The sequence below is a fragment of the Falsochrobactrum ovis genome (assembly GCF_003259955.1).
Taxonomy (GTDB): Bacteria; Pseudomonadota; Alphaproteobacteria; order Rhizobiales; family Rhizobiaceae; genus Brucella; species Brucella ovis_A.
This window is the reverse complement of the sequence record NZ_QLMK01000005.1, coordinates 12,015-30,912: the sequence shown is the minus strand read 5'-3', so window position 1 is coordinate 30,912 and position 18,898 is coordinate 12,015. Positions and strand designations below refer to the sequence as shown.

The following is an 18,898-nucleotide window of genomic DNA, read 5'->3' as shown; positions in this document are numbered from 1 at the left end:
GATCCAAGGCGCTAGCCTATCACGTCCCAGGTCGTGATGCGCTCACCCGTAACGGGATCTTTGCTGTCTTTTAATTGGATACCTTGAGCCAGAAGCTCATCGCGGATGCGGTCAGCATCAGCCCAATTTTTCGCGGCAATCAAATGCAGGCGTTTGGATATTTGCGCGTTCACAGCGTCTTCATCAACTACGGCGGTAGAAAAAATTGGCAAATCTGAAGCCGTGATGAAATGCGGGTCGAGCAATCCCAAAATAGCCATGCCGTCCCCAAGGGCTGATACATCGCGATTTTTGAAAGCTTTGCGCAAAGCGGTGATTGCGGACCACGTATTCAAATCATCGGCAAGCGCTATGACAACTTCATCAGCCGCCGATAATTGCTTCGAGCTGCTAAACTCTTGCTCACGCAGCAATCCATACCATCGACGCAATTCCTCAGCGGATTGGGCCAATCGTTGTGCTGTCCAGTTTATCGGCTCGCGATAATGAGTTTGCAGCATTGAAAACCGCGCTGCGAGACCAACCCAACGATCACGCTCATCTTTATTAGGCCAATCTCCCAATTGCGGCAGGCCGTTGTCCAATACTTCGCGAATAGTGATGAAATTGCCGAGTGATTTCGACATTTTCTGGCCTTCGACCTGCAAAAAGCCATTGTGCATCCAAAGCTTAGCCATACGCTCGGTGCCCAAAGCGCAGCAGGACTGGGCGATTTCGTTTTCATGATGGGGGAACACAAGGTCGATCCCTCCCCCATGAATATCGAATTGATTCTTCTCCGGATCATCGCATTGAAGACCGCCACCAAAAGGCTCCAACAACTTAGCCATCGACATGGCCGAGCATTCAATATGCCAACCTGGTCGCCCGACAACCTCGATTCCGGCGGGAGACGGCCAACCGGGTTCGCCGTCTTTTGATGGTTTCCAGAGCACAAAATCCATCTCATCGCGTTTGTAAGACGCCACATCGACCCGAGCACCTGCAAGCATTTCATCAAGCGAACGTCGAGCGAGCGCGCCGTAACGCGGCCCTTTGAGATTATTCATTGCAGATGGGGAAAAGAGAACATGATCCTCTGCCACATAAGCAACGCCGCGTTGGATCAGCCGCTCAATCAGCGCTCTCATTTCATCCATATGTTCGGTGGCTCTGGGCTGAGTCGTGGGCTGCAAATTGCCCAATGCTGTTACATCAGCCTGAAACTGCGCATTGGTGCTTTCCGTAACTTTTCGAATAGCTTCATTAAGAGGCAAATCGGGATAATCACGGGCAGCTCGCGCATTTATCTTATCATCGACATCGGTAATGTTGCGTGCGTAAGTGACATGAGCTTCGCCATAAACATGACGAAGCAAACGAAAGAGAACATCGAAAACAATGACCGGCCGCGCATTGCCAATATGTGCATTATCATAAACGGTCGGGCCGCAGACATACATGCGGACATTATCCGCATTAAGAGGAGTAAACACCTCTTTCGTGCGGGTCAGCGTATTATAGAGTTTAAGTTGCGGCGTCTGAGCCATTTCATTTCCCCAAAAGGCTTGAATACAAGAACAAATCCAGCCGGCTGGCCGGGGCGTTATCATCCTGTAATCGCTAAGGGAGACGAAAACGACCGGGCCAGCAAACTGCTAGCAAATAATAGAACCGGTGCAAATAATCGCGATCGCCATTTTCATAAATGCACTTATCTCTACCCACCCGGCCTCCGTCAAGTATTTTAAAAATCTGCCCGATAAGCCCAGCGCTCAGCGCTCTTTACCTGTGTCATTTTAGCAACCCTGGGGTTTTAAGATTGCATAGGTCGGGATTTCCCCAAAACCGGCTTCAATCAGCCTTCATTCCGTCTCATTCCATCACGAAATAGTGATCGGTAATTCGGATGAGGATGAGGCCATGTGTAAAACTGAACCACCACTGCGAGAAGATCCGCTTCTCAGTCAATATCGGGATATCGGACCTGCGGTCCTTGTCGCAGCTTTGATGAGCAATCCCAAGCGCCAAGAGGTCGAAAAAGACAATATTAGGCGCTCAATCTTAGCTGTTAAAAAACCGCGCTATAAGGCTTAAGCCGATCAGCGCCATGACAACGCCGATAATGCCATCCAATATGCGCCAGGCCGAGGGTTTGGCAAAAAACGGTTGCAGCAGACGCGCGCCGTAGCCGAGGGAAAAAAACCAGACAAAAGAAGCAGTGGCAGCACCTGCACCATAAGCGGCACGGTCTGTGCCTTCAAATTGTGCCGATAAACTTCCCAATAGAACCACGGTATCAAGATAAACGTGGGGATTGAGAAAAGTCAGTGCGAGACAGGTTGCTACCGCTGCTTTGAGGCTCATTCCGCCGTCTGAGGTGGTCAGCATGGCTTCTGGATGAACGGCCCTGCGAAATGCGGTTATGGCATACCAGAATAAAAACAGCGCTCCGGCGATTGTAACGAAAGAAATAAGCGTGGGCGATTTAGCAATCAGTGTTCCCAGCCCCGCTACTCCAGCGGCGATTAACAGAGCGTCCGAAACTGCGCAGATTAGACATAAGATGAATACATGCTGCCGCAAAAGACCCTGACGCAAAATAAATGCATTTTGAGCACCTATTGCTATAATCAATGTGGCGCCTAGCAAGAACCCTGAAATTGCAGCTGAATACACGAGAGTTCCTTACGCTCAGAACATTGAAAGCTGGTCGTCCGAAGAATCTTTCGGACCCGGTTTATTCTTTTTTGTCGGTGGCTCGGTTCCCGTCAAGCATTCTTCAACACGGGTCTGTAGATCAGGCGATGTATTAGCAACTTTGTTGACCTTATCGGAAACAGGAATGATTTCGAAAAATTCTTTCTGCACGGGATTCATGACGTCGTGGACTTCTCTAGCCAACACATCTTTGCAGTTTAACCAGCGCTCATAATCTTCGGGCTGAACAATTACCGGCATCCGTTCATGGATAGAACGAAGTTCATTTTCGGCACGGGTGGTCAGCAGGCCAACCGTATCAATTTGGGATCCGTCAGCGCCGCTCCATGTTTCAACCAGCGCGGCAAGTGCTATGGTTCCGCCCGCACGTGGCTTTATCCAATAGGGTTGCGACTTGTTTTTGCCCACGCGTCGCCATTCATAAAAGCCAGAGGCGGGAACCAGAGCGCGGCGGTGCACAAGTGCGGCACGGAATGATTTCTTTTCGGCTGCTGTCTCGGAACGAATGTTGAAAACAAGCGGCCATTCATCGGGCTGTTTCACCCATGATGGTATAAAGCCCCACCGCGCTAGAACGCCAATCCGGTTCGGATGATTGCTGCCAGGCCGCGGTGTTTCGCCCGCCAAGATAGATAGGATCGGCTGAGTCGGAGCAATATTGTAACGAGGTGGAAAATCCTCCGCGATCATTGCACCGAATAATGCCTCAAGCTCATCCCGACTTGCTGTTAATGAAAAACGTCCACACATTTGACCCATGTTCAGGCTTTTTCTTTCCGGGTCAAGCCATCTGCATGTTGCAAAAACTTTCAGCACCGATCATAGCTTAGACATGATTACTACCGCGATCTTTCCCGTCCCAGCTCAAGTTCAGGGAGTGTCGTTAATTTGCCGCCGTGACAAGCGTTTCCTCCTGGTTAAGCGGGGCAAAGAGCCGTTAAAGGGATGGCTTGCCTTTCCCGGCGGCAGTGTTGAACCCGGCGAAACTGCGGAAGAAGCAGCAAAGCGAGAATTAAAAGAAGAAACCGCTCTCCATGCGGCAAGACTAGATCATATGATCACCGTAGATCTGGCAACGGGTGAAAAAGCCTATGATAAATGCTATTATTTATCGGTGTTTCGCGCCCATGACATTACCGGTATGGAACAGGCCGGAGACGACGCGGTTTCAATTCACTGGCTAAGCGTTGAAGAAATGGAAGGGCAGCAAGTAACGGAATCGACGCTGGCCATGGCACGCTCCGTAGCTCAAGCCGAAGACACTCCATAATTCTTTGCGATATCGACGCCTTGATGCAGCCTCGATTCTTTGCAAAACTTCAGGTCAAGAGAGGGCACGATTTGAAAGGCAGACTGCTTTTCCCTTTTGCTGTGATGCTTGCGTTGGGCTTCAATTCCCCGACGCTTTATGCACAAGACGCTTATGATGGGAAATTATTGCGGGTTGCGGAAGTTTTAGGTTCCCTTCACTATTTACGAAACTTGTGCGGGGAGACGGCAAGCATTTGGCGCGATCAGATGGATGCAATTATCGCAGCCGAAAACCCTACAGAATCTGAACGGCTGCGTTTAATATCGGGCTTTAATTATGGATATCGGACTTTCAGCGAGAATTATATTCGCTGCACGCCATCTGCCCTTGCGGCGATTGATCGCTATATGAAAGAGGGAGAGCGCTTGTCCAATGAGATCATTTCGCGCTATGGCAATTAACCATTTAATAATTCTTATGCGCATTGACGCAAATTACGCGATTCAGAATCGCTATTATCTGTTAACACTGTCTTAAAGACAGGTAGTTGCAAGGTTGCCCCCTCTTAGTTGAGTGAACGCCCTGCAAAAGAAAGATGCAAGCCAAGATGAAATCGATGGATCATTTACCAGCCGATCTGGACGAGATGATTGCCCGTGAAAAGAAGCTGGTCGCAATTGAATATCAAAACGAAGCCTGGGCGGATGGTGTCTCCGAAGGTATTGAGACCGAAATTTTGGCAGAGGCTGCCCTCACCACCGCTTTGACCGAACTCATGCGGGAAGCAGGTGAAGATTGCGCACTGGAACTGATTGAGAAAATGCGCGGCCAGATCATTGCCGGAAGTTTACTTCCAGAACGAACCCTTCAATAAGCCCGTTCCAGCGCCGCCCAGCACAGTATAGCTCAACACAAATACAGCACAGCGAAAATGCCTCGCCAGAGGCCATTCCCATTCTCCTAATGAGGCAGCGCTTCTATAAATTCGACTGGCTCGCCCCTATGTGGGCTAACGATCTCGCCTTCCCACATCACCTTGATACCGCGGACGAAAGTGCCGACAGGCCATCCTTGGACGGTCTTGCCATGATATGGCGTCCAGCCGGCTTTCGAGCCTGACTGTTCATGGGTGATGGTTTCTTGACGCTTCATATCGACGATCGTCAGATCAGCATCATAGCCAACAGCAATACGACCTTTGCGAGCCATACCGAAAATTCGGTTGGGACCGTGGCTGGAGAGATCGACAAAACGTTCCAGTGAAAGCTTTCCAGCATTAACATGATCGAGCATAATGGGTACTAGGGTCTGGACACCTGTCATGCCCGAGGGCGACGCCGGATAAGGCTTTTGCTTTTCTTCCATAGTATGTGGCGCGTGATCAGAGCCGAGCACGTCAATAATGCCTTGCTCAATGCCTTTCCAAACACCGGCGCGGTGGCGCTTATCGCGCACAGGCGGGTTCATTTGAATGAGATTACCCAATGTTGCATAATCATCGGCGGAAAGTGTCAAATGATGCGGGGTGGCTTCGCAGGTCGCCACATCTTTATACTGGCTTAGAAGGTCGATTTCTTCGGCGGTAGAAATGTGCAATACATGAATACGAGCGCCTGTTTCACGCGCGATATTAACAAGACGCTGCGTGCATTGTAGCGCTGCCACCTCATCGCGCCAGATTGGATGGCTGGACGGATCGCCTTCAACACGCAAATCCTGCCGCTCGTTAAGGCGAAATTCGTCCTCGGAATGAAATGCCGCACGCCGACGCGTGTTTTTCAGTATTGAGCGAACGCCTTCATCATCCTCCACCAACAGATCCCCCGTCGATGATCCCATGAAAACCTTGATACCCGCAGCGCCTGGCAAACGCTCAAGCTCGGCCACATCCTTGGCATTCTCTCGCGTTCCACCCACCCAGAAGGCAAAATCGCAATGCATACGATGACGACCGCGCCGGATTTTATCTTCAAGCGTTTCGGCAGAAGTGGTGAGTGGTTGTGTATTGGGCATTTCAAAAACAGAAGTCACCCCGCCCAGCACTGCGGCGAGAGAGCCCGTTTCCAAATCTTCCTTATATTCGAGACCCGGCTCACGAAAATGAACCTGACTATCCACAACACCGGGAAGGATATGAAGTCCTGTACAATCAACAATATCGCCAGCGGAAGCAGCCGATAAAAAACCTATCGCAGCTATTCGTCCATCACGAATTCCAATATCGCGCTGACCAATGCCGTCATGATTAACGATGGTGGCACCTTTCAGGATCGTATCGAACGTTTCAGCCATTGTTGACTCCTACTGGCTTGATGGGGCTTGCGAGCCTCTCCGATGGGGCTTACGTAACGATAGTGGTAAAGGCAAGGAAGAAACGATGGTGACGGTAACGGGTGCGATAAATCTTTCCAATAGAGCGCTGGTTCATATTACAGGAGAAGAGGCAGAAAAATTCCTCCAGGCTGTAATTACCACCAATCTCGATAAATTAGGCCCGGATGAATTAAAGCCCGGCGCACTTCTCTCGCCGCAGGGGAAAATTCTATTCGATTTTCTGGTCTCGCGTATCACGGACGGTCTGCGCTTTGAGATGCCTGCAACTATTGCAGAGGATTTCATCAAGCGAATGACCTTTTATCGTCTGCGGGCGAAAGCGGAAATTTCGCTTAATCCAGAATCACTTGTGAGCGTTTGTTGGCAAACAGATTCTAGTCCTTCTCAGCACATCAAGCGCGATATGCGTTTTCCGTCAGAGCTTAATGTGCTTCGCATCTATGGCAGCGCCGGAGATACCAGCGATGAAAGCGCATGGATCAGGCTTCGCGCTGAATATGGCATTGCTGAAGGCGAGACTGATTATGCTTATGGCGACGCTTTCCCGCATGATGTTAATCTTGATCAGATCGGGGGCGTCACTTTTCCTAAAGGTTGTTTTGTGGGGCAGGAAGTTGTTTCCCGTATGCAGCATAGGGGCACCGCGCGGCGGCGTGTTCTGGTGGCAACAAGCGATGGCTCACTTCCGGCAAAGGGCACAGCAATCAGCGTTGGCGGGCGCGAAATTGGCACGCTGGGAAGCTCCTCCGGCGATCTCGGCCTTGCTTTGGTGCGCATCGATCGGGTCAAAGATGCCATGGACTCCGGCACTGCAATCATGGCAGGAAATCAAGAGATTCAACTTCACCTGCCTCCTAATGTCCGGTTTGGATTTCCAGAAACGGAACCGAGAGGCACTTAATGGCCGCCACAGATCGCTTGATAGGCAAAGAGCGGGCCTGGCAGCGTATGCTTTCCGGGCGCCGCCTCGATCTTCTGGACCCCTCGCCGCTTGATATTGAGATTGAAGATATTTCACATGGCCTAGCGCGTGTGGCCCGGTGGAATGGTCAAACGATTGGCGAGCACGCTTATTCGGTTGCACAGCACTCTTTGCTTGTTGAACAGATTTTTGGTCAACTTATGCCGGATGCGAGCCAAGAATGGCGCATGCATGCCCTGCTGCACGACGCGCCGGAATATGTGATTGGTGACATGATTTCGCCGTTCAAAGCGGTGATGGGTGGCAATTATAAGCTGATAGAGGCACGGCTCGAAAATGCTATTCGCTTACGCTTTTCTCTATCGGCAACCATTCCAATGGTGTTGAAAAAAGCGATTAAGCGGGCCGATCGTATCGCCGCCTTTTTTGAAGCTACCCAACTTGCCGGTTTTACGGAACGGGAAGCTGTTAAATATTTCGGTCGCCCCAGAGATTTCAACCCGGCTGGCCTTATGCTTGATCCGCGACCAACCCAGTCAGTACAAAGTGAATTTCTTGATCGCTTTAACGCCTTAGACAATGCGCGTGGAACGTGACATGGCGGAAATAATTGTCAGCCCGCTATCGCAACTCAATTCATTGATAGAACTGCGCAAGCCGGACCATATTGTAAGTTTGACCAGCGGCGAAATTCCTGATCTTCCCTATGATACCCGGCGACTATGCCTGACTTTTAATGATATTGTGGAGCCGCGTGACGAACTCATAGTGCCAAGCCAGGTGCATGTTGAGCGACTGCTCAGCTTTGCTCAAGAGTGGGATCAGTCGCGGCCATTGCTTATTCATTGTTATGCGGGCATATCGCGCTCTACCGCATGCGCGTATATTGTGGCGCTGGCGCTCAATCCACATCTGCAAGAAGCCGCGCTTGCGCAAAAATTGCGCCAAATTTCTGCTTCTGCCACGCCAAATATACGCTTAATTTCACTCGCTGATGCCATATTGGGACGCAATGGTCGCATGGTGGCAGCAATTCAAGCAATCGGTCGCGGAACTGAGGCGTTTGAAGGCGAAGCTTTCAGCCTCTATTTATGAGGCCATATTGCGTGACAATGCGGCAAGGAAACCAGCTCGTGCATCGGGCGGTGTCTGCCCGCGCGGTTCCCATACATGGCGCATTAAAAAGAACCCTGTCATATTAAACGCACGCTGAAGCTCGTCATAGGATGCGGGACGGATGGATGTATTATTGACGAAAGCTGGCAGTGGTAGGAGTTTATCTGCCCAAGGAGCGCCAGCATCTGCACTTACTGCCCGTCCAGATTTTGGCGAGACATAGATGAGATTCTCGTGGCTGCCGGTCGCAGCGCATGCTTTGAGATCAAGGCCGAAGCCCAATTCTTCAAGTAGCATGACCTCGAAGCGAAGCAATAATTCACCCGCAGCAAAAGCATCGTCAAAATGATCAATGATCAGCCGCAAGGTTTCATAAAGTCCGCCATGCGGATCGCGTTCAGGCAAAAGTCGTAAATGCGCTGCCGCCAGTTGAATGCCATAAAGCGCAGCCGGTGTTTCAATAAGGCGCGCTGCGGCAAAGCTTAAGGGCTCGATGGTAAAGCTTCCTAAATGTTCATCCAGCCGCGCCCACCAAGTTAAATCGACATGATTTCCGGGCTGAAGCAAGGGTTGCATACGACGTGAACGGCCGCCTCGCACGACTCCCATATGGCGACCATGCATAAGCGTCATCACTTCTACGATAGCGCTCGTTTCGCCATGTCGACGTGTGCCCAGAATTATGCCTTCGTCTCGCCATTCCATAGAGTTTGATGCCAATCATCACGATTTTCACGGTATTATTTCGGAAAATCGAGGCCCATTTCACGGTAGCGTTCTGGATCGTTGCCCCAGTTTTCTCGCACTTTCACAAACAGAAACAGATGCACATTCTGTTCAAGAATCTCACTGATTTCTTTTCGTGCAGACTGGCCGATAGCTTTGATCGTTTCGCCCTTATGGCCAAGCACGATCTTTTTTTGACTTTCGCGCTCGACATAGATGACTTGCTCTATCCGAACCGAACCGTCCTTACGTTCTGCCCAACTTTCAGTCTCTACCGTCGATGAGTAAGGCAGTTCTTCATGCAGACGCAAATAAAGTTTCTCGCGGGTAATCTCCGCAGCCAATTGGCGCATTGGCATATCGGAAATTTGATCTTCCGGATAATACCAAGGCCCGTTGGGAACAGTTTGCGCAAGATATGTCGCAAGGTCTTTACAACCTGAACCATTAAGGGCCGATATCATGAAAGTGCGGTCGAATGTGACAATTTCATTGGCTTTTTGAGCAAGCTCAAGCAATTTAGGTGGATCGACGCGATCAACCTTATTAAGCACCAAAACCTTGGTTTGGCGGACATTCGCCATGCTTTCGAGCAGCGCCTGGGCATTTTCATTGAACCCGCCCTGCGCGTCGACGATGACCAAAATAATATCAGCATCCTTTGCGCCGCCCCACGCAGTGGTAACCATTGCCCGGTCAAGCCTGCGCTTGGGGCGGAAAATACCAGGCGTGTCAACAAGCACGATCTGGGCATTGTCTTCGATGAAAATTCCACGCACCAAGGCGCGCGTCGTCTGTATCTTGTGGGTGACGATGGAAACTTTAGTTCCCACCAGTTGATTTACCAGCGTGGATTTACCGGCATTAGGCGCACCAATCAGCGCCACAAAGCCAGAACGGGTCGAACCGGCTTCATTTTCACCGATTGCAGGCATGGTCGGGATGCTCATTATTTATCCTTTTAAGAGCGCGTAGCTCCGAAATCTTAATCAGATTGAATATTTTTCAAAAAAATACAAGCGCGTTTAGCTTATGGTTTGTCGTATTTCCAGATACCCTGACGATAAAGCATAGCTTCTGCTGCACTTTGTTCTGCTATACGCTTAGATCGTCCCTGCCCCTTTTCGGGTGGAAAGCCCTTTACACTCACTTGGACGACAAATTGAGGGTCATGATCCGGCCCGCTACGGCTTTCTATACTATAAATCGGCTGCAAATTACCTTGCTGATGTGCCCATTCCTGCAATTCTGTTTTTGCGTCGCGTCGTGCGGCCCCCGTTTTGAGAGATCGCGGCTGCCAATAGCGATTAACAAAGTTGCGGGCCGCTTCCAAACCGCCGTCGAGATAGATGGTTGCAATCAACGCTTCCACCACGTCGGCGCGTACATTCATCATGCGCTTGTCATTGAGGGATTTTATGTCTGAACCGGTACGAATAAATTCGGCCAACCCAATCTCATCCGCAATCGCTGCGCAGGTTTCTGCATTAACCAATGCGTTCAATCGTACGGACAACTCGCCTTCAGAGGCTTCAGGAAAAGCTTCAAAAAGCATTTGCGCGACAGCTATGCCCAAGACGCGGTCGCCTAGGAATTCCAGACGCTCATAATTGGAACCGGACGGTGATTGGGCGCTTGAGTGGGTCAGCGCCCGTTGCAACCGTTCTAAATTGAGATAGTGGTGACCGGTGCGCTGCTGGAGAAGCGCTGCTGCTTTTTCAGTCGATATCATTTCAATTCCCGGTTACGGCCGTATCCGGCTCTCCGTTTATCCAAGTGAACAAGCGACTGAACCGAACGTCGGTCGGCCATTTCCAAATCTCAAGCGGGCTAGCCTTATCGGCTATCGAAAAGAAAATAATGTTTGAACGGCCGACGAGATTTTCGAAAGGCACATAACCCACGCCAAAACGACTATCGAGCGAATTATCGCGGTTGTCGCCCATCATGAAATAATGACCAGCCGGCACTTCGAATACGCGTGTATCATCGCCAATTGAGTTGGGCGTGAGATCCAAAGTATCGTAGCTTACGCCGTTGGGAAGTGTTTCGCGATAAACTTCGACCGGCCGGTTTACTTCGGTTACATCGGGATTATCGATAGTGCCAATACGTTCGCGTTGAACTGGCGTATCGTTGATAAAAAGCTGCCCACCTCGCATTTGCACCCGATCACCGGGTAAACCAATAACGCGCTTTATATAATCAACTGATGGATCGCTTGGCAGTTTGAAAACAACAACATCGCCACGCTTGGGTTCCGCGCTCCAGATACGACCTGAGAAAAGATCCAAGCCGAAGGGCAGCGAATAGCGCGAATAGCCATAGGCATATTTCGATACGAAGAGATAATCCCCCTCGAGCAAAGTTGGGCGCATTGAGCCAGACGGTATGCTGAATGGCTGGAATAACAAGCTGCGGATGACTAGGGCCAGCAACAGCGCCTGAACGATGACGCTAACCGTTTCGCCAAGGCCACCGGATTTCTTTTTTTCACTCTTGCTGGACGCGCTCATAGTATCTCCGCTTACCGTTGTAAAACCTATTAACGGCTAAGATTGCCCGAAGCAATCCAGTTGAAATCAATCTAATCTTCAATCGCTTCAATAATTACAAATGCTTGTGCGAGAGGAAAATCATCCGTTATTGTCAGATGTATGGCAGCGCGCTTTCCGGCGGGGATAAGTTTTTGCAGCTGCGCTTGTGCTCCACCGGTTAACGCCATAGTCGGTTTGCCGGAGGGGAGATTGATCACACCCATGTCGCGCCAGAAAACGCCCTGAGCAATACCCGTACCGAGCGCCTTTGCACAGGCCTCTTTTGCGGCGAAACGTTTTGCATAGGATGCAGCACGCTGTCTGCGGGCATCGGACTTTGCCTGTTCGATAGGTGTGAAAACGCGCTGCGTGAAACGCTCACCGTATTTTTCGAGAGTTTTTTCGACACGGCGGATGTCAATGAGATCGCTGCCAATACCAATGATCATGTTTTCGTCAATTCCTGATTGCGACGCTGATCGAGCTTTTGTGATAGGGCTTCCAATCGCCGTCGGCGGAAAGCTGTTACGGCGAATCGCGTCACACAATAGGTCAGCACCGCAAATATTGCGCCCAGAATGGTCGATCCTAACAGCATTGGTTTGAGCACAGGAACCCATATTTCTTTGAAATTCATGGATTCCAGTGCGCGTGAAATATGTATCGGCTCGGAGTTCGCAAGTTGGCCACTGATTAAAAACCGACCCAACTCATAGGTGCTCCCCCAGATGAAGGGCAATGTCAGCGGGTTGGCCAGTGCTGTTCCGAGTGCGGCTGCTGCAACATTTCCTGCCAAAAAATAAGCTAGCACCATCGCAATAATGAGATGAAAACCAAAAAACGGTGTGAAGGCTGCGAAAACACCAATTGCCAATCCCGCCGCGACAGCATGCGGAGATGCGGTTATGCGCAAGATTCTTTTACCGCCATATTTTAATGAACGGGAAAAAGACCGGCGCGGCCATACGAGCAGCCTGAGGCGCTCTTTCATGGTTGGCGGATTACGACGACGAAACAGCATGGACTTTTCATACTGGTCTGCGCGAGTGGAAACAATTGCTATTATCTATTTTGGCGCTATCAGCAGCCAAATCATGTAAAATGAGCGCGTAAAGTGCAAATCCCAAGCTTTCGACGACGCCCAAACCTTCTAAATTGTGAAGCACCGCTCGCGCCCCCCGGGCAAGCGGTGCTTCTGCTACCCCCACGCTTTAACGGCTTACATAGGGGCAAACTGTTACCAGCTTCAGATGGCCATACTGAAACCTTTCGCATTTTCCTTGCGAAACTCATCGAAAACCGCTGCAACGAGCCGTATTAATGGCTTGCCCGCCGTGGTCGCTGTGATCACACCATCGCGCATTTCAACCAATCCATCGGAAATAAGCGGTCGCAGCAATGCGGCTTCATCAGCAAATTCCCTATCCGGCGCGATTTCATTGAGATCGACCCGAAAATTGCACATCAATGATGCGATGATCGCAGCGCGTATCCTGTCCGTCTCGCGCATCACATAGCCACGTGTCGTCGCCAGAGTGCCTTTGGATAAGCACTGACTATATCGTTTCACATCAGATATATTCTGCGTATATCCGCCAGGAAATTGCGAGATAGAAGACGGGCCCAAGCCAATCAAGGTCTGACAATTATCAGTCGTGTAACCCTGAAAGTTCCGGTTTAACACCCCATCCTCAGCAGCAATTGCTAAATCATCATGCGGCAGGGCGAAGTGGTCAATCCCGATTGGCCGATAGCCGAAACGCTCAAAATTTTCAGCAACTATCCCTGCCTGAACAAACCGCTCTTCCGCATTTGGAAGATCCGCAGCATTGATCAATCTCTGGTTTGCCCGGCGATGTGGCAAATGTGCATATCCGAAACAGGCAATCCTATCGGGCGCAAGTGCAGCAACCTGTTCGCAGGTATTTTTCAAAGTAAGGGCGGTCTGGAAAGGAAGCCCATAAATAAGATCAAAATTTAATCGGTTGATCCCAACATCTCGCAAATATTTCGTCGCGTTAATGACAGTCTCAATCGGCTGAATGCGACCGATCGCTGTCTGAACCGTGGGATCGATATCTTGCACACCAAGGCTTGCCCGATTGACCTTCATGGCAGCCAAGATTTTGGCCAGTGCAGGAGTAACGGTGCGTGGGTCAAGCTCGATTGCATGTTCCGCCTCAGGGTGGAAATCAAAACCACGACGAAGAGCAGAGAGAATGCGCGTAAATTGTTCGGGGGAAAGTATCGATGGTGTTCCGCCACCCCAATGCAGATGCTTGATCTGCGGCCTGACCGCCAAATTGCTAATAACGATTTCAATTTCATGCAAAAGCGCAAAAACGAAGCTTTCTACAACATCGTCACGCAGTGCCATTTTAGCGTGGCAGCCGCAATAGTGGCAGATCTGTTTGCAATAAGGGACATGAATATAGAGTGAGAGCGTATCTTCTTCGCCAATCTGACGAAGCCAACGACGTGTAACTTCTTCGCCCACTGCGGTGAAATCCGCTGCAGTAGGAAAAGACGTATAACGCGGAACCGCGAGCGCGGCATATCGCTTTATCGCAGCGTCAAGCACAGCTCGCATACACCCCAAAAAGAATAAAATCCCCGTTACACATAACGACACTCACCTCGTCAGCCGGCACATTAAACCATCCGCAGATGTGTTGACGGGCAAGTTATCGAGAGTGCCGGGTATATGCATTGATTCAAATCAATGGTGGGTATTCAGCTTTTGGCTGGCTGATAGGATGAGAGCCAAGTTTTAAAAACGGACAAGTTTAAAGAGCGTCGATATTTATTCCACCGACCGCCGCCAAAGAGCCACGTGCGAGAATTTCCACTGTGTTAGCGTCTTTTAATTGGATCAGGCCCTGCATTCTGAGCTTGGTAAAGCTGCGGCTGACCGTTTCGATGGTCAATCCGAGATAGTCAGCAATATCGGTGCGGTTCATCAGTAAATGAACCATATTCGACTTGCCTCCTCGGCGCTCAGAACGCGTTGCTAACACCAATAGAAAGCTTGCCAGTTTCTCAACCGGCGCCAAACGCCCCAAAACGAGCTGATTGCCAGTTGATGCACGCAGTGCCGCGCGTGTCATTTGATGAAGCCGTGCTTTGAGCCTTGGGAAGCGATCCATCAACGCTTCCATTTCCTTCACTGAAAACCCGCAAAGCTGCGAGGGAACGACCGCCTCGACCGTGTGCGAATAAAAATCATCATCGGCGAGACCGAGATAATCACCAGGAACCAAAAAGCCAACAATTTGTCGCCGCCCGTCCGGAAGAAGCGAATAAATACGCAACATGCCGGACGTTAGACTATAGACACGTTTTTTCGCGTCCCCTTCCTCAACCAGCACTTCATTGGTTTCCAAATCCTTTGAAGTCATGATCGCTTCTAAAGCGCCTAGATCTTCATCCTCAAGCGCCGCGCACACCGCCATGTGCCGCACATCACAATCGACACATGTGGCTGCCGAACCACGGCAAGCTGGATTTGGATCTAAAATAAACGGAACAACTGACACGATCGGTTCCTAGCACTGGCTAGTGAAAGCTTTCTTTCCTCTAAAGTAAAGTCTGCAAACCTATTCCGCAAATGTAATTTCGACGCAGGTTATATTATCCCAATATTACCGTCACAATCTTAAATATTACGGCTTCCCGGTTTGACAGCCGGTAAAGAGGCAAGTTCAGGGGGAAGATTGTCGGGGGAGTAAGTTGGAACTTCATATTGGGCAAGCGAGATTAGTTTTGTTCCCACATCGGCTTTACCCGCAGATCGATCCACAATGCAGGCTGCTGCAACGACTTCAATGCCGATATTTTTCAAGCAATCGATGGTCTCGCGAATTGAAAGACCGGTTGTGACGATATCTTCTACAATCACGACGCGAGAGCCTTGGGCCACGTCAAAGCGGCGCAGACGGAAAGTTCCATTTTCCCGTTCAACCCAAACCGATGGTACCTTAAGATGCCGCGACGTCTCATAAGACGGAATGAGCCCTCCGATTGCTGGCCCGACGACATAATCGATCTGCCCTAAGTCGGAAGCTTTGATTTTTTCCGCTAGTCCCTTACAAAGTTTCTCCGTTTTATCGGCATGCATGAATACACGCGCCTTTTGAAGAAAAACTGGGCTATGCAATCCGGAAGTGAGAATAAAATGGCCTTCTAGAATCGCTCCAGATTCGCGGAAAACAGCCAGTACATCTTCGGTATTCATTCTAAATCCTATCCATTCACGCGCTGAGCGCCGCTCACGCTCGCACTTTCTTTCAACTGGGAAATGATGCGATTGAGGTGTTTAAGGTCCCAAACTTCCACGTCAATCATCATTTCGGTAAAGTCTGGTGCGGTTCTCACCATTGAAAGATTGTGGATATTGGCGTCGTTGGCGGCCACAATCTGCGCAATTTCTGCCAATGAGCCCGGCGAATTGATCGCGGACACGCTAATGCGGGCGGGAAAGCGCTCATGCATCGTTTCATCAATATCCCAACGCACATCGATCCAGCGCTCTGGTTGATCATCATAGGCTGTGAGCGCTGGCGACTGGATTGGATAAATCGTGATACCAGCTCCGGGCTGAAGAATTCCAACGATGCGGTCACCGGGGACTGCGCCTTCAGGCGCAAATCGAACTGGAAGATCTGAATTGGTACCGCGAATCGGAAGTGCCTTCTTATTGGGCTTTTCACCGCTTTCGGCTGGCATGGATGAATCATCAGATCCTTCCGGCACTTTAAAGATCATGCCCGCGGCGTTCTGAATATTAAACCAGCCTTTTTCACCGGTTTTAGTCGGGTTATTTTGCGAGGTAACGCGCGTATCCTGGTAATCTGGATAGACCGCCTTGACGACATCTGATGAGGGCAACTCACCGCGTCCGACAGCGGCAAGCACGTCTTCAACGTCTTTGCGGGCAAGTCGTGGCAGAGCGGGCTTGAGTATTTCTTTGCTAAAGGGTTTCCCTGCCCGTTCAAAGGTGCGCTCCAAAATTCTCATACCAAGCCCGGAATATTGTTTGCGTACCGCAGTGCGGGTAGCCCGGCGGATCGCTGCCCGCGCCTTGCCTGTCGCAACCAAAGATTCCCAGGCCGCAGGCGGCACCTGCGCTTTGGAGCGTATAATTTCAACCTCGTCGCCGTTTTTAAGTTCAGTCATTAGGGGCATGATGCGGCCATTTACTTTGGCGCCTACGCAGCTATCCCCGATATCCGTATGAACGGCATAGGCGAAATCTATCGGAGTAGCGCCACGTGGCAGCGCGATTAGCTGGCCTTTGGGCGTAAAGCAAAAAACCTGATCTTGGAAAAGCTCAAGTTTTGTGTGCTCGAGAAATTCCTCCGGATTGTCTCTCTCTGAAAGCTGCTCAATTGTCTGGCGCAACCAAGCGTAGGCGTTTGTTTCAGTAGAGATTTTATGTGGATTACCGGCGCTGCCGCGATCTTTGTAAATTGAATGGGCGGCCACACCAAATTCGGCGATCTCATCCATTTCGTGGGTCCGAATCTGCAATTCGACACGCTGGCGTGACGGGCCAATGATAGTAGTGTGGATGGAACGATAATCGTTCTGCTTAGGTGTTGAGATATAATCCTTAAACCGGCCTGGCACCATCGACCATGTAGTGTGGATAAGCCCCAACGCACGGTAACAATCCTGCACCGTGTCGACGATAACTCGGAAACCAAAAATGTCTGAAAGCTGCTCGAAGGAAAGCCCCTTGGATTCCATTTTCCTGAAAACGGACCACGGCTTTTTCTGACGACTGGTCACGCTAGCTTTGATATTATTTTTCTCAAAAATTTCTGAAAGGTCCGCCTCGATTGTCTGCAAGAGACCGCGGTTTCTTTCAAGCAATTCAGCGAGCCGGTCCGTGACAGCCCGCCACGCATCGGGGTTGATATAGCGGAATGCCAGATCTTCAAGTTCTTCGCGTGTGTCCTGCATACCCATGCGCCCGGCCAAAGGCGCATAAATATCCATGGTTTCTTCAGCGATGCGAAGTTGCTTGTCCTCGCGCATGACGCCCAATGTGCGCATATTGTGCAGTCGGTCCGCAAGTTTGACCAAAAGCACTCGCACATCTTCGGAAATCGCGAGCAGCAGCTTGCGAAGATTTTCTGCCTGCACGGCCTTTTTAGAGACGAGATCAAGCTTTTTTAGCTTGGTAAGCCCTTCAACGAGCTTCCCGATCTCAGGGCCAAACAATTGGTCAATTTCCTGACGCGTAGCCGTCGTATCTTCAATTGTATCGTGCAAAAGAGCAATAGCTATGGTTGCCTCATCAAGATGCATGTCTGTGAGGATCGCCGCGACTTCAAGCGGATGGGAGAAGTAAGGATCACCGGACGCACGTTTTTGACTGCCATGCTTCTGCATCGCATAAACATATGCTTTGTTCAGAAGCGCCTCATTAACGTCGGGCTTGTACCGCTGCACGCGCTCTACAAGCTCATATTGGCGCATCATCTACCGAAACTCCTCATACCGCACTTCGCCAATTATTATTCTGACTGAAATTGCCGAAAAAATTAAACCTTTATTCGATGCCGTATCTCGTTAATGCGATAAGGTTAAAATAAAACATTCGTCGCTGAAACGAAAACGTGCGTCTCAGCTGGTTAGCCGGACGCACGCCTTGAACTTAGCAGCAGAAATGCTGATTAAAAATCGTCGCTCTTTTCAGGTGCTACAAGGCCCTCAATACCGGCGAGCAATTCTTCTTCCGTCATGCGGTCAAACGACACCATTTCATTTTCTGCAGAATCAACGCTGGTTTCGACACCATCATCTGAAGTGCCGGGAAGCTGTGCAGGAGCTGCGGCTTCTGGCTCGTCGATTTCAACATGTTTCTGCAATGAATGAATCAGATCTTCTTTAAGGTCATCTGGCGAAAGCGTTTCGTCAGCAATTTCCCGCAACGCAACGACCGGGTTTTTGTCGTTGTCACGATCAACGGTGATTGCAGCGCCTTGGGAAATCTGCCGCGCACGGTGGCCAGCCAGCAGAACCAATTCAAATCGGTTCTCGACCTTATCTACGCAGTCCTCTACAGTGACGCGGGCCATGGACAGTCCCTTTCATTATTAACTCTACAGGAATTTTCCCTGCACATAGCGCTTGTCAGGTCAAATTACAAGTAAAAGCAGCTTAAAGCGGGTCTAAAGTTGCTAATACACCCACAATGCATATTCAAGGTTGATTTTTTCTACTAAAACACTAGATGGTTCATTATGAAACACCCAGCCCCTCGCGGCGGATGGCCTTCATCGACACTCATAATTTAGTGGGAGC

At 50.2% G+C, this 18,898-nt stretch carries 21 protein-coding genes; 6 read left to right on the top strand and 15 right to left on the bottom strand.

From position 1 onward, the window contains the following. Window positions 1-11: 11 nt before the first annotated feature. The 3 genes from cysS to C7374_RS08320 form a co-directional block, all read right to left on the bottom strand. Window positions 12-1,529 (bottom strand): cysteine--tRNA ligase, encoded by a 1,518-nt coding sequence (gene cysS, locus C7374_RS08335; protein ID WP_111575166.1) that lies wholly within the window; start codon window positions 1,527-1,529, stop codon window positions 12-14. A 514-nt stretch (window positions 1,530-2,043) separates the two neighbouring features. Then, entirely contained in the window at window positions 2,044-2,658 is a 615-nt protein-coding gene (locus C7374_RS08325) for a LysE/ArgO family amino acid transporter (protein ID WP_111575164.1), read from the bottom strand. A 15-nt stretch (window positions 2,659-2,673) separates the two neighbouring features. Then, window positions 2,674-3,450: an SOS response-associated peptidase gene (locus C7374_RS08320; protein WP_111575318.1), complete on the bottom strand. Its 777-nt coding sequence runs from the start codon at window positions 3,448-3,450 to the stop codon at window positions 2,674-2,676. 82 nt (window positions 3,451-3,532) lie between these two features. Here C7374_RS08320 and C7374_RS08315 point away from each other — a divergent pair, with 82 nt between their 5' ends. The 3 genes from C7374_RS08315 to C7374_RS08305 all read left to right on the top strand — a co-directional run bounded on the left by C7374_RS08315 (window position 3,533) and on the right by C7374_RS08305 (window position 4,826). Next, window positions 3,533-3,970, top strand: coding sequence for an NUDIX hydrolase (locus tag C7374_RS08315; RefSeq protein ID WP_111575317.1), 438 nt, complete (start codon window positions 3,533-3,535; stop codon window positions 3,968-3,970). Window positions 3,971-4,074: 104 nt separating this feature from the next. Next, the gene (locus tag C7374_RS08310) at window positions 4,075-4,413 is read left to right on the top strand and encodes a TIGR02301 family protein (protein WP_111575316.1); all 339 of its coding nucleotides are present in this window, start codon (window positions 4,075-4,077) and stop codon (window positions 4,411-4,413) included. A gap of 146 nt (window positions 4,414-4,559) precedes the next feature. Then, window positions 4,560-4,826, top strand: coding sequence for a hypothetical protein (locus C7374_RS08305; RefSeq protein WP_111575315.1), 267 nt, complete (start codon window positions 4,560-4,562; stop codon window positions 4,824-4,826). An 86-nt stretch (window positions 4,827-4,912) separates the two neighbouring features. Here the strand turns inward: C7374_RS08305 and C7374_RS08300 are convergent, their stop codons facing one another. Beyond that, the gene (locus C7374_RS08300) at window positions 4,913-6,244 is read right to left on the bottom strand and encodes a dihydroorotase (protein ID WP_111575163.1); all 1,332 of its coding nucleotides are present in this window, start codon (window positions 6,242-6,244) and stop codon (window positions 4,913-4,915) included. 85 nt (window positions 6,245-6,329) lie between these two features. Between C7374_RS08300 and ygfZ the strand changes: the two genes are divergently transcribed. The 3 genes from ygfZ to C7374_RS08285 are packed head-to-tail and all read left to right on the top strand — an operon-like array spanning window position 6,330 to window position 8,303. Beyond that, window positions 6,330-7,187, top strand: a complete 858-nt coding sequence (gene ygfZ, locus C7374_RS08295; protein WP_111575162.1) for a CAF17-like 4Fe-4S cluster assembly/insertion protein YgfZ — start codon at window positions 6,330-6,332, stop codon at window positions 7,185-7,187. After that, window positions 7,187-7,804, top strand: a complete 618-nt coding sequence (locus tag C7374_RS08290; RefSeq protein WP_111575161.1) for a YfbR-like 5'-deoxynucleotidase — start codon at window positions 7,187-7,189, stop codon at window positions 7,802-7,804. The genes ygfZ and C7374_RS08290 overlap by 1 nt, the downstream gene beginning before the upstream one ends. A gap of 1 nt (window position 7,805) precedes the next feature. Beyond that, window positions 7,806-8,303 (top strand): tyrosine phosphatase family protein, encoded by a 498-nt coding sequence (locus C7374_RS08285; RefSeq protein ID WP_111575160.1) that lies wholly within the window; start codon window positions 7,806-7,808, stop codon window positions 8,301-8,303. Here the strand turns inward: C7374_RS08285 and recO are convergent. The 11 genes from recO to rpoZ all read right to left on the bottom strand — a co-directional run bounded on the left by recO (window position 8,298) and on the right by rpoZ (window position 18,672). Then, on the bottom strand, window positions 8,298-9,029 hold the full coding sequence (gene recO / locus C7374_RS08280; protein ID WP_111575159.1) for a DNA repair protein RecO: 732 nt from the start codon (window positions 9,027-9,029) through the stop codon (window positions 8,298-8,300). The two genes, C7374_RS08285 and recO, sit on opposite strands and share 6 nt — an antisense overlap. A 35-nt stretch (window positions 9,030-9,064) precedes the next feature. Beyond that, entirely contained in the window at window positions 9,065-10,000 is a 936-nt protein-coding gene (era, locus tag C7374_RS08275; RefSeq protein ID WP_111575158.1) for a GTPase Era, read from the bottom strand. An 80-nt stretch (window positions 10,001-10,080) separates the two neighbouring features. Continuing rightward, on the bottom strand, window positions 10,081-10,782 hold the full coding sequence (gene rnc / locus C7374_RS08270; RefSeq protein ID WP_111575157.1) for a ribonuclease III: 702 nt from the start codon (window positions 10,780-10,782) through the stop codon (window positions 10,081-10,083). A 1-nt stretch (window position 10,783) separates the two neighbouring features. Continuing rightward, a complete protein-coding gene (gene lepB, locus C7374_RS08265) occupies window positions 10,784-11,566 on the bottom strand; it encodes a signal peptidase I (protein ID WP_111575156.1) in 783 nt (260 codons plus the stop codon). 71 nt (window positions 11,567-11,637) lie between these two features. Then, a complete protein-coding gene (gene acpS, locus C7374_RS08260) occupies window positions 11,638-12,036 on the bottom strand; it encodes a holo-ACP synthase (RefSeq protein ID WP_111575155.1) in 399 nt (132 codons plus the stop codon). Further along, on the bottom strand, window positions 12,033-12,608 hold the full coding sequence (bspA, locus tag C7374_RS08255; protein ID WP_111575154.1) for a type IV secretion system effector BspA: 576 nt from the start codon (window positions 12,606-12,608) through the stop codon (window positions 12,033-12,035). Before bspA ends, acpS begins: the two co-directional genes overlap by 4 nt. Window positions 12,609-12,833: 225 nt before the next feature. Further along, on the bottom strand, window positions 12,834-14,168 hold the full coding sequence (hemN, locus tag C7374_RS08250) for an oxygen-independent coproporphyrinogen III oxidase (RefSeq protein WP_111575314.1): 1,335 nt from the start codon (window positions 14,166-14,168) through the stop codon (window positions 12,834-12,836). Between the two features lie 205 nt (window positions 14,169-14,373). After that, window positions 14,374-15,123, bottom strand: a complete 750-nt coding sequence (locus C7374_RS08245; RefSeq protein ID WP_245412608.1) for a Crp/Fnr family transcriptional regulator — start codon at window positions 15,121-15,123, stop codon at window positions 14,374-14,376. Between the two features lie 119 nt (window positions 15,124-15,242). Next, window positions 15,243-15,821, bottom strand: coding sequence for an orotate phosphoribosyltransferase (gene pyrE, locus C7374_RS08240; protein WP_111575153.1), 579 nt, complete (start codon window positions 15,819-15,821; stop codon window positions 15,243-15,245). Window positions 15,822-15,829: 8 nt separating this feature from the next. Next, window positions 15,830-18,073: a RelA/SpoT family protein gene (locus C7374_RS08235; protein ID WP_111575152.1), complete on the bottom strand. Its 2,244-nt coding sequence runs from the start codon at window positions 18,071-18,073 to the stop codon at window positions 15,830-15,832. Window positions 18,074-18,267: 194 nt separating this feature from the next. Further along, the gene (gene rpoZ, locus C7374_RS08230) at window positions 18,268-18,672 is read right to left on the bottom strand and encodes a DNA-directed RNA polymerase subunit omega (protein ID WP_111575151.1); all 405 of its coding nucleotides are present in this window, start codon (window positions 18,670-18,672) and stop codon (window positions 18,268-18,270) included. Window positions 18,673-18,898 lie beyond the last annotated feature (226 nt).

Bases quoted from the DNA above. Each gene is read 5' to 3' on its own strand.
- cysS (WP_111575166.1), bottom strand. From the start codon at position 1,529: ATGGCTCAGACGCCGCAACTTAAACTCTATAATACGCTGACCCGCACG.
- C7374_RS08320 (WP_111575318.1), bottom strand. From the start codon at position 3,450: ATGTGTGGACGTTTTTCATTAACAGCAAGTCGGGATGAGCTTGAGGCA.
- C7374_RS08315 (WP_111575317.1), top strand. From the start codon at position 3,533: ATGATTACTACCGCGATCTTTCCCGTCCCAGCTCAAGTTCAGGGAGTG.
- C7374_RS08310 (WP_111575316.1), top strand. From the start codon at position 4,075: ATGCTTGCGTTGGGCTTCAATTCCCCGACGCTTTATGCACAAGACGCT.
- C7374_RS08305 (WP_111575315.1), top strand. From the start codon at position 4,560: ATGAAATCGATGGATCATTTACCAGCCGATCTGGACGAGATGATTGCC.
- C7374_RS08300 (WP_111575163.1), bottom strand. From the start codon at position 6,244: ATGGCTGAAACGTTCGATACGATCCTGAAAGGTGCCACCATCGTTAAT.
- ygfZ (WP_111575162.1), top strand. From the start codon at position 6,330: ATGGTGACGGTAACGGGTGCGATAAATCTTTCCAATAGAGCGCTGGTT.
- C7374_RS08290 (WP_111575161.1), top strand. From the start codon at position 7,187: ATGGCCGCCACAGATCGCTTGATAGGCAAAGAGCGGGCCTGGCAGCGT.
- C7374_RS08285 (WP_111575160.1), top strand. From the start codon at position 7,806: ATGGCGGAAATAATTGTCAGCCCGCTATCGCAACTCAATTCATTGATA.
- recO (WP_111575159.1), bottom strand. From the start codon at position 9,029: ATGGAATGGCGAGACGAAGGCATAATTCTGGGCACACGTCGACATGGC.
- era (WP_111575158.1), bottom strand. From the start codon at position 10,000: ATGAGCATCCCGACCATGCCTGCAATCGGTGAAAATGAAGCCGGTTCG.
- rnc (WP_111575157.1), bottom strand. From the start codon at position 10,782: ATGATATCGACTGAAAAAGCAGCAGCGCTTCTCCAGCAGCGCACCGGT.
- lepB (WP_111575156.1), bottom strand. From the start codon at position 11,566: ATGAGCGCGTCCAGCAAGAGTGAAAAAAAGAAATCCGGTGGCCTTGGC.
- acpS (WP_111575155.1), bottom strand. From the start codon at position 12,036: ATGATCATTGGTATTGGCAGCGATCTCATTGACATCCGCCGTGTCGAA.
- bspA (WP_111575154.1), bottom strand. From the start codon at position 12,608: ATGCTGTTTCGTCGTCGTAATCCGCCAACCATGAAAGAGCGCCTCAGG.
- pyrE (WP_111575153.1), bottom strand. From the start codon at position 15,821: ATGAATACCGAAGATGTACTGGCTGTTTTCCGCGAATCTGGAGCGATT.
- C7374_RS08235 (WP_111575152.1), bottom strand. From the start codon at position 18,073: ATGATGCGCCAATATGAGCTTGTAGAGCGCGTGCAGCGGTACAAGCCC.
- rpoZ (WP_111575151.1), bottom strand. From the start codon at position 18,672: ATGGCCCGCGTCACTGTAGAGGACTGCGTAGATAAGGTCGAGAACCGA.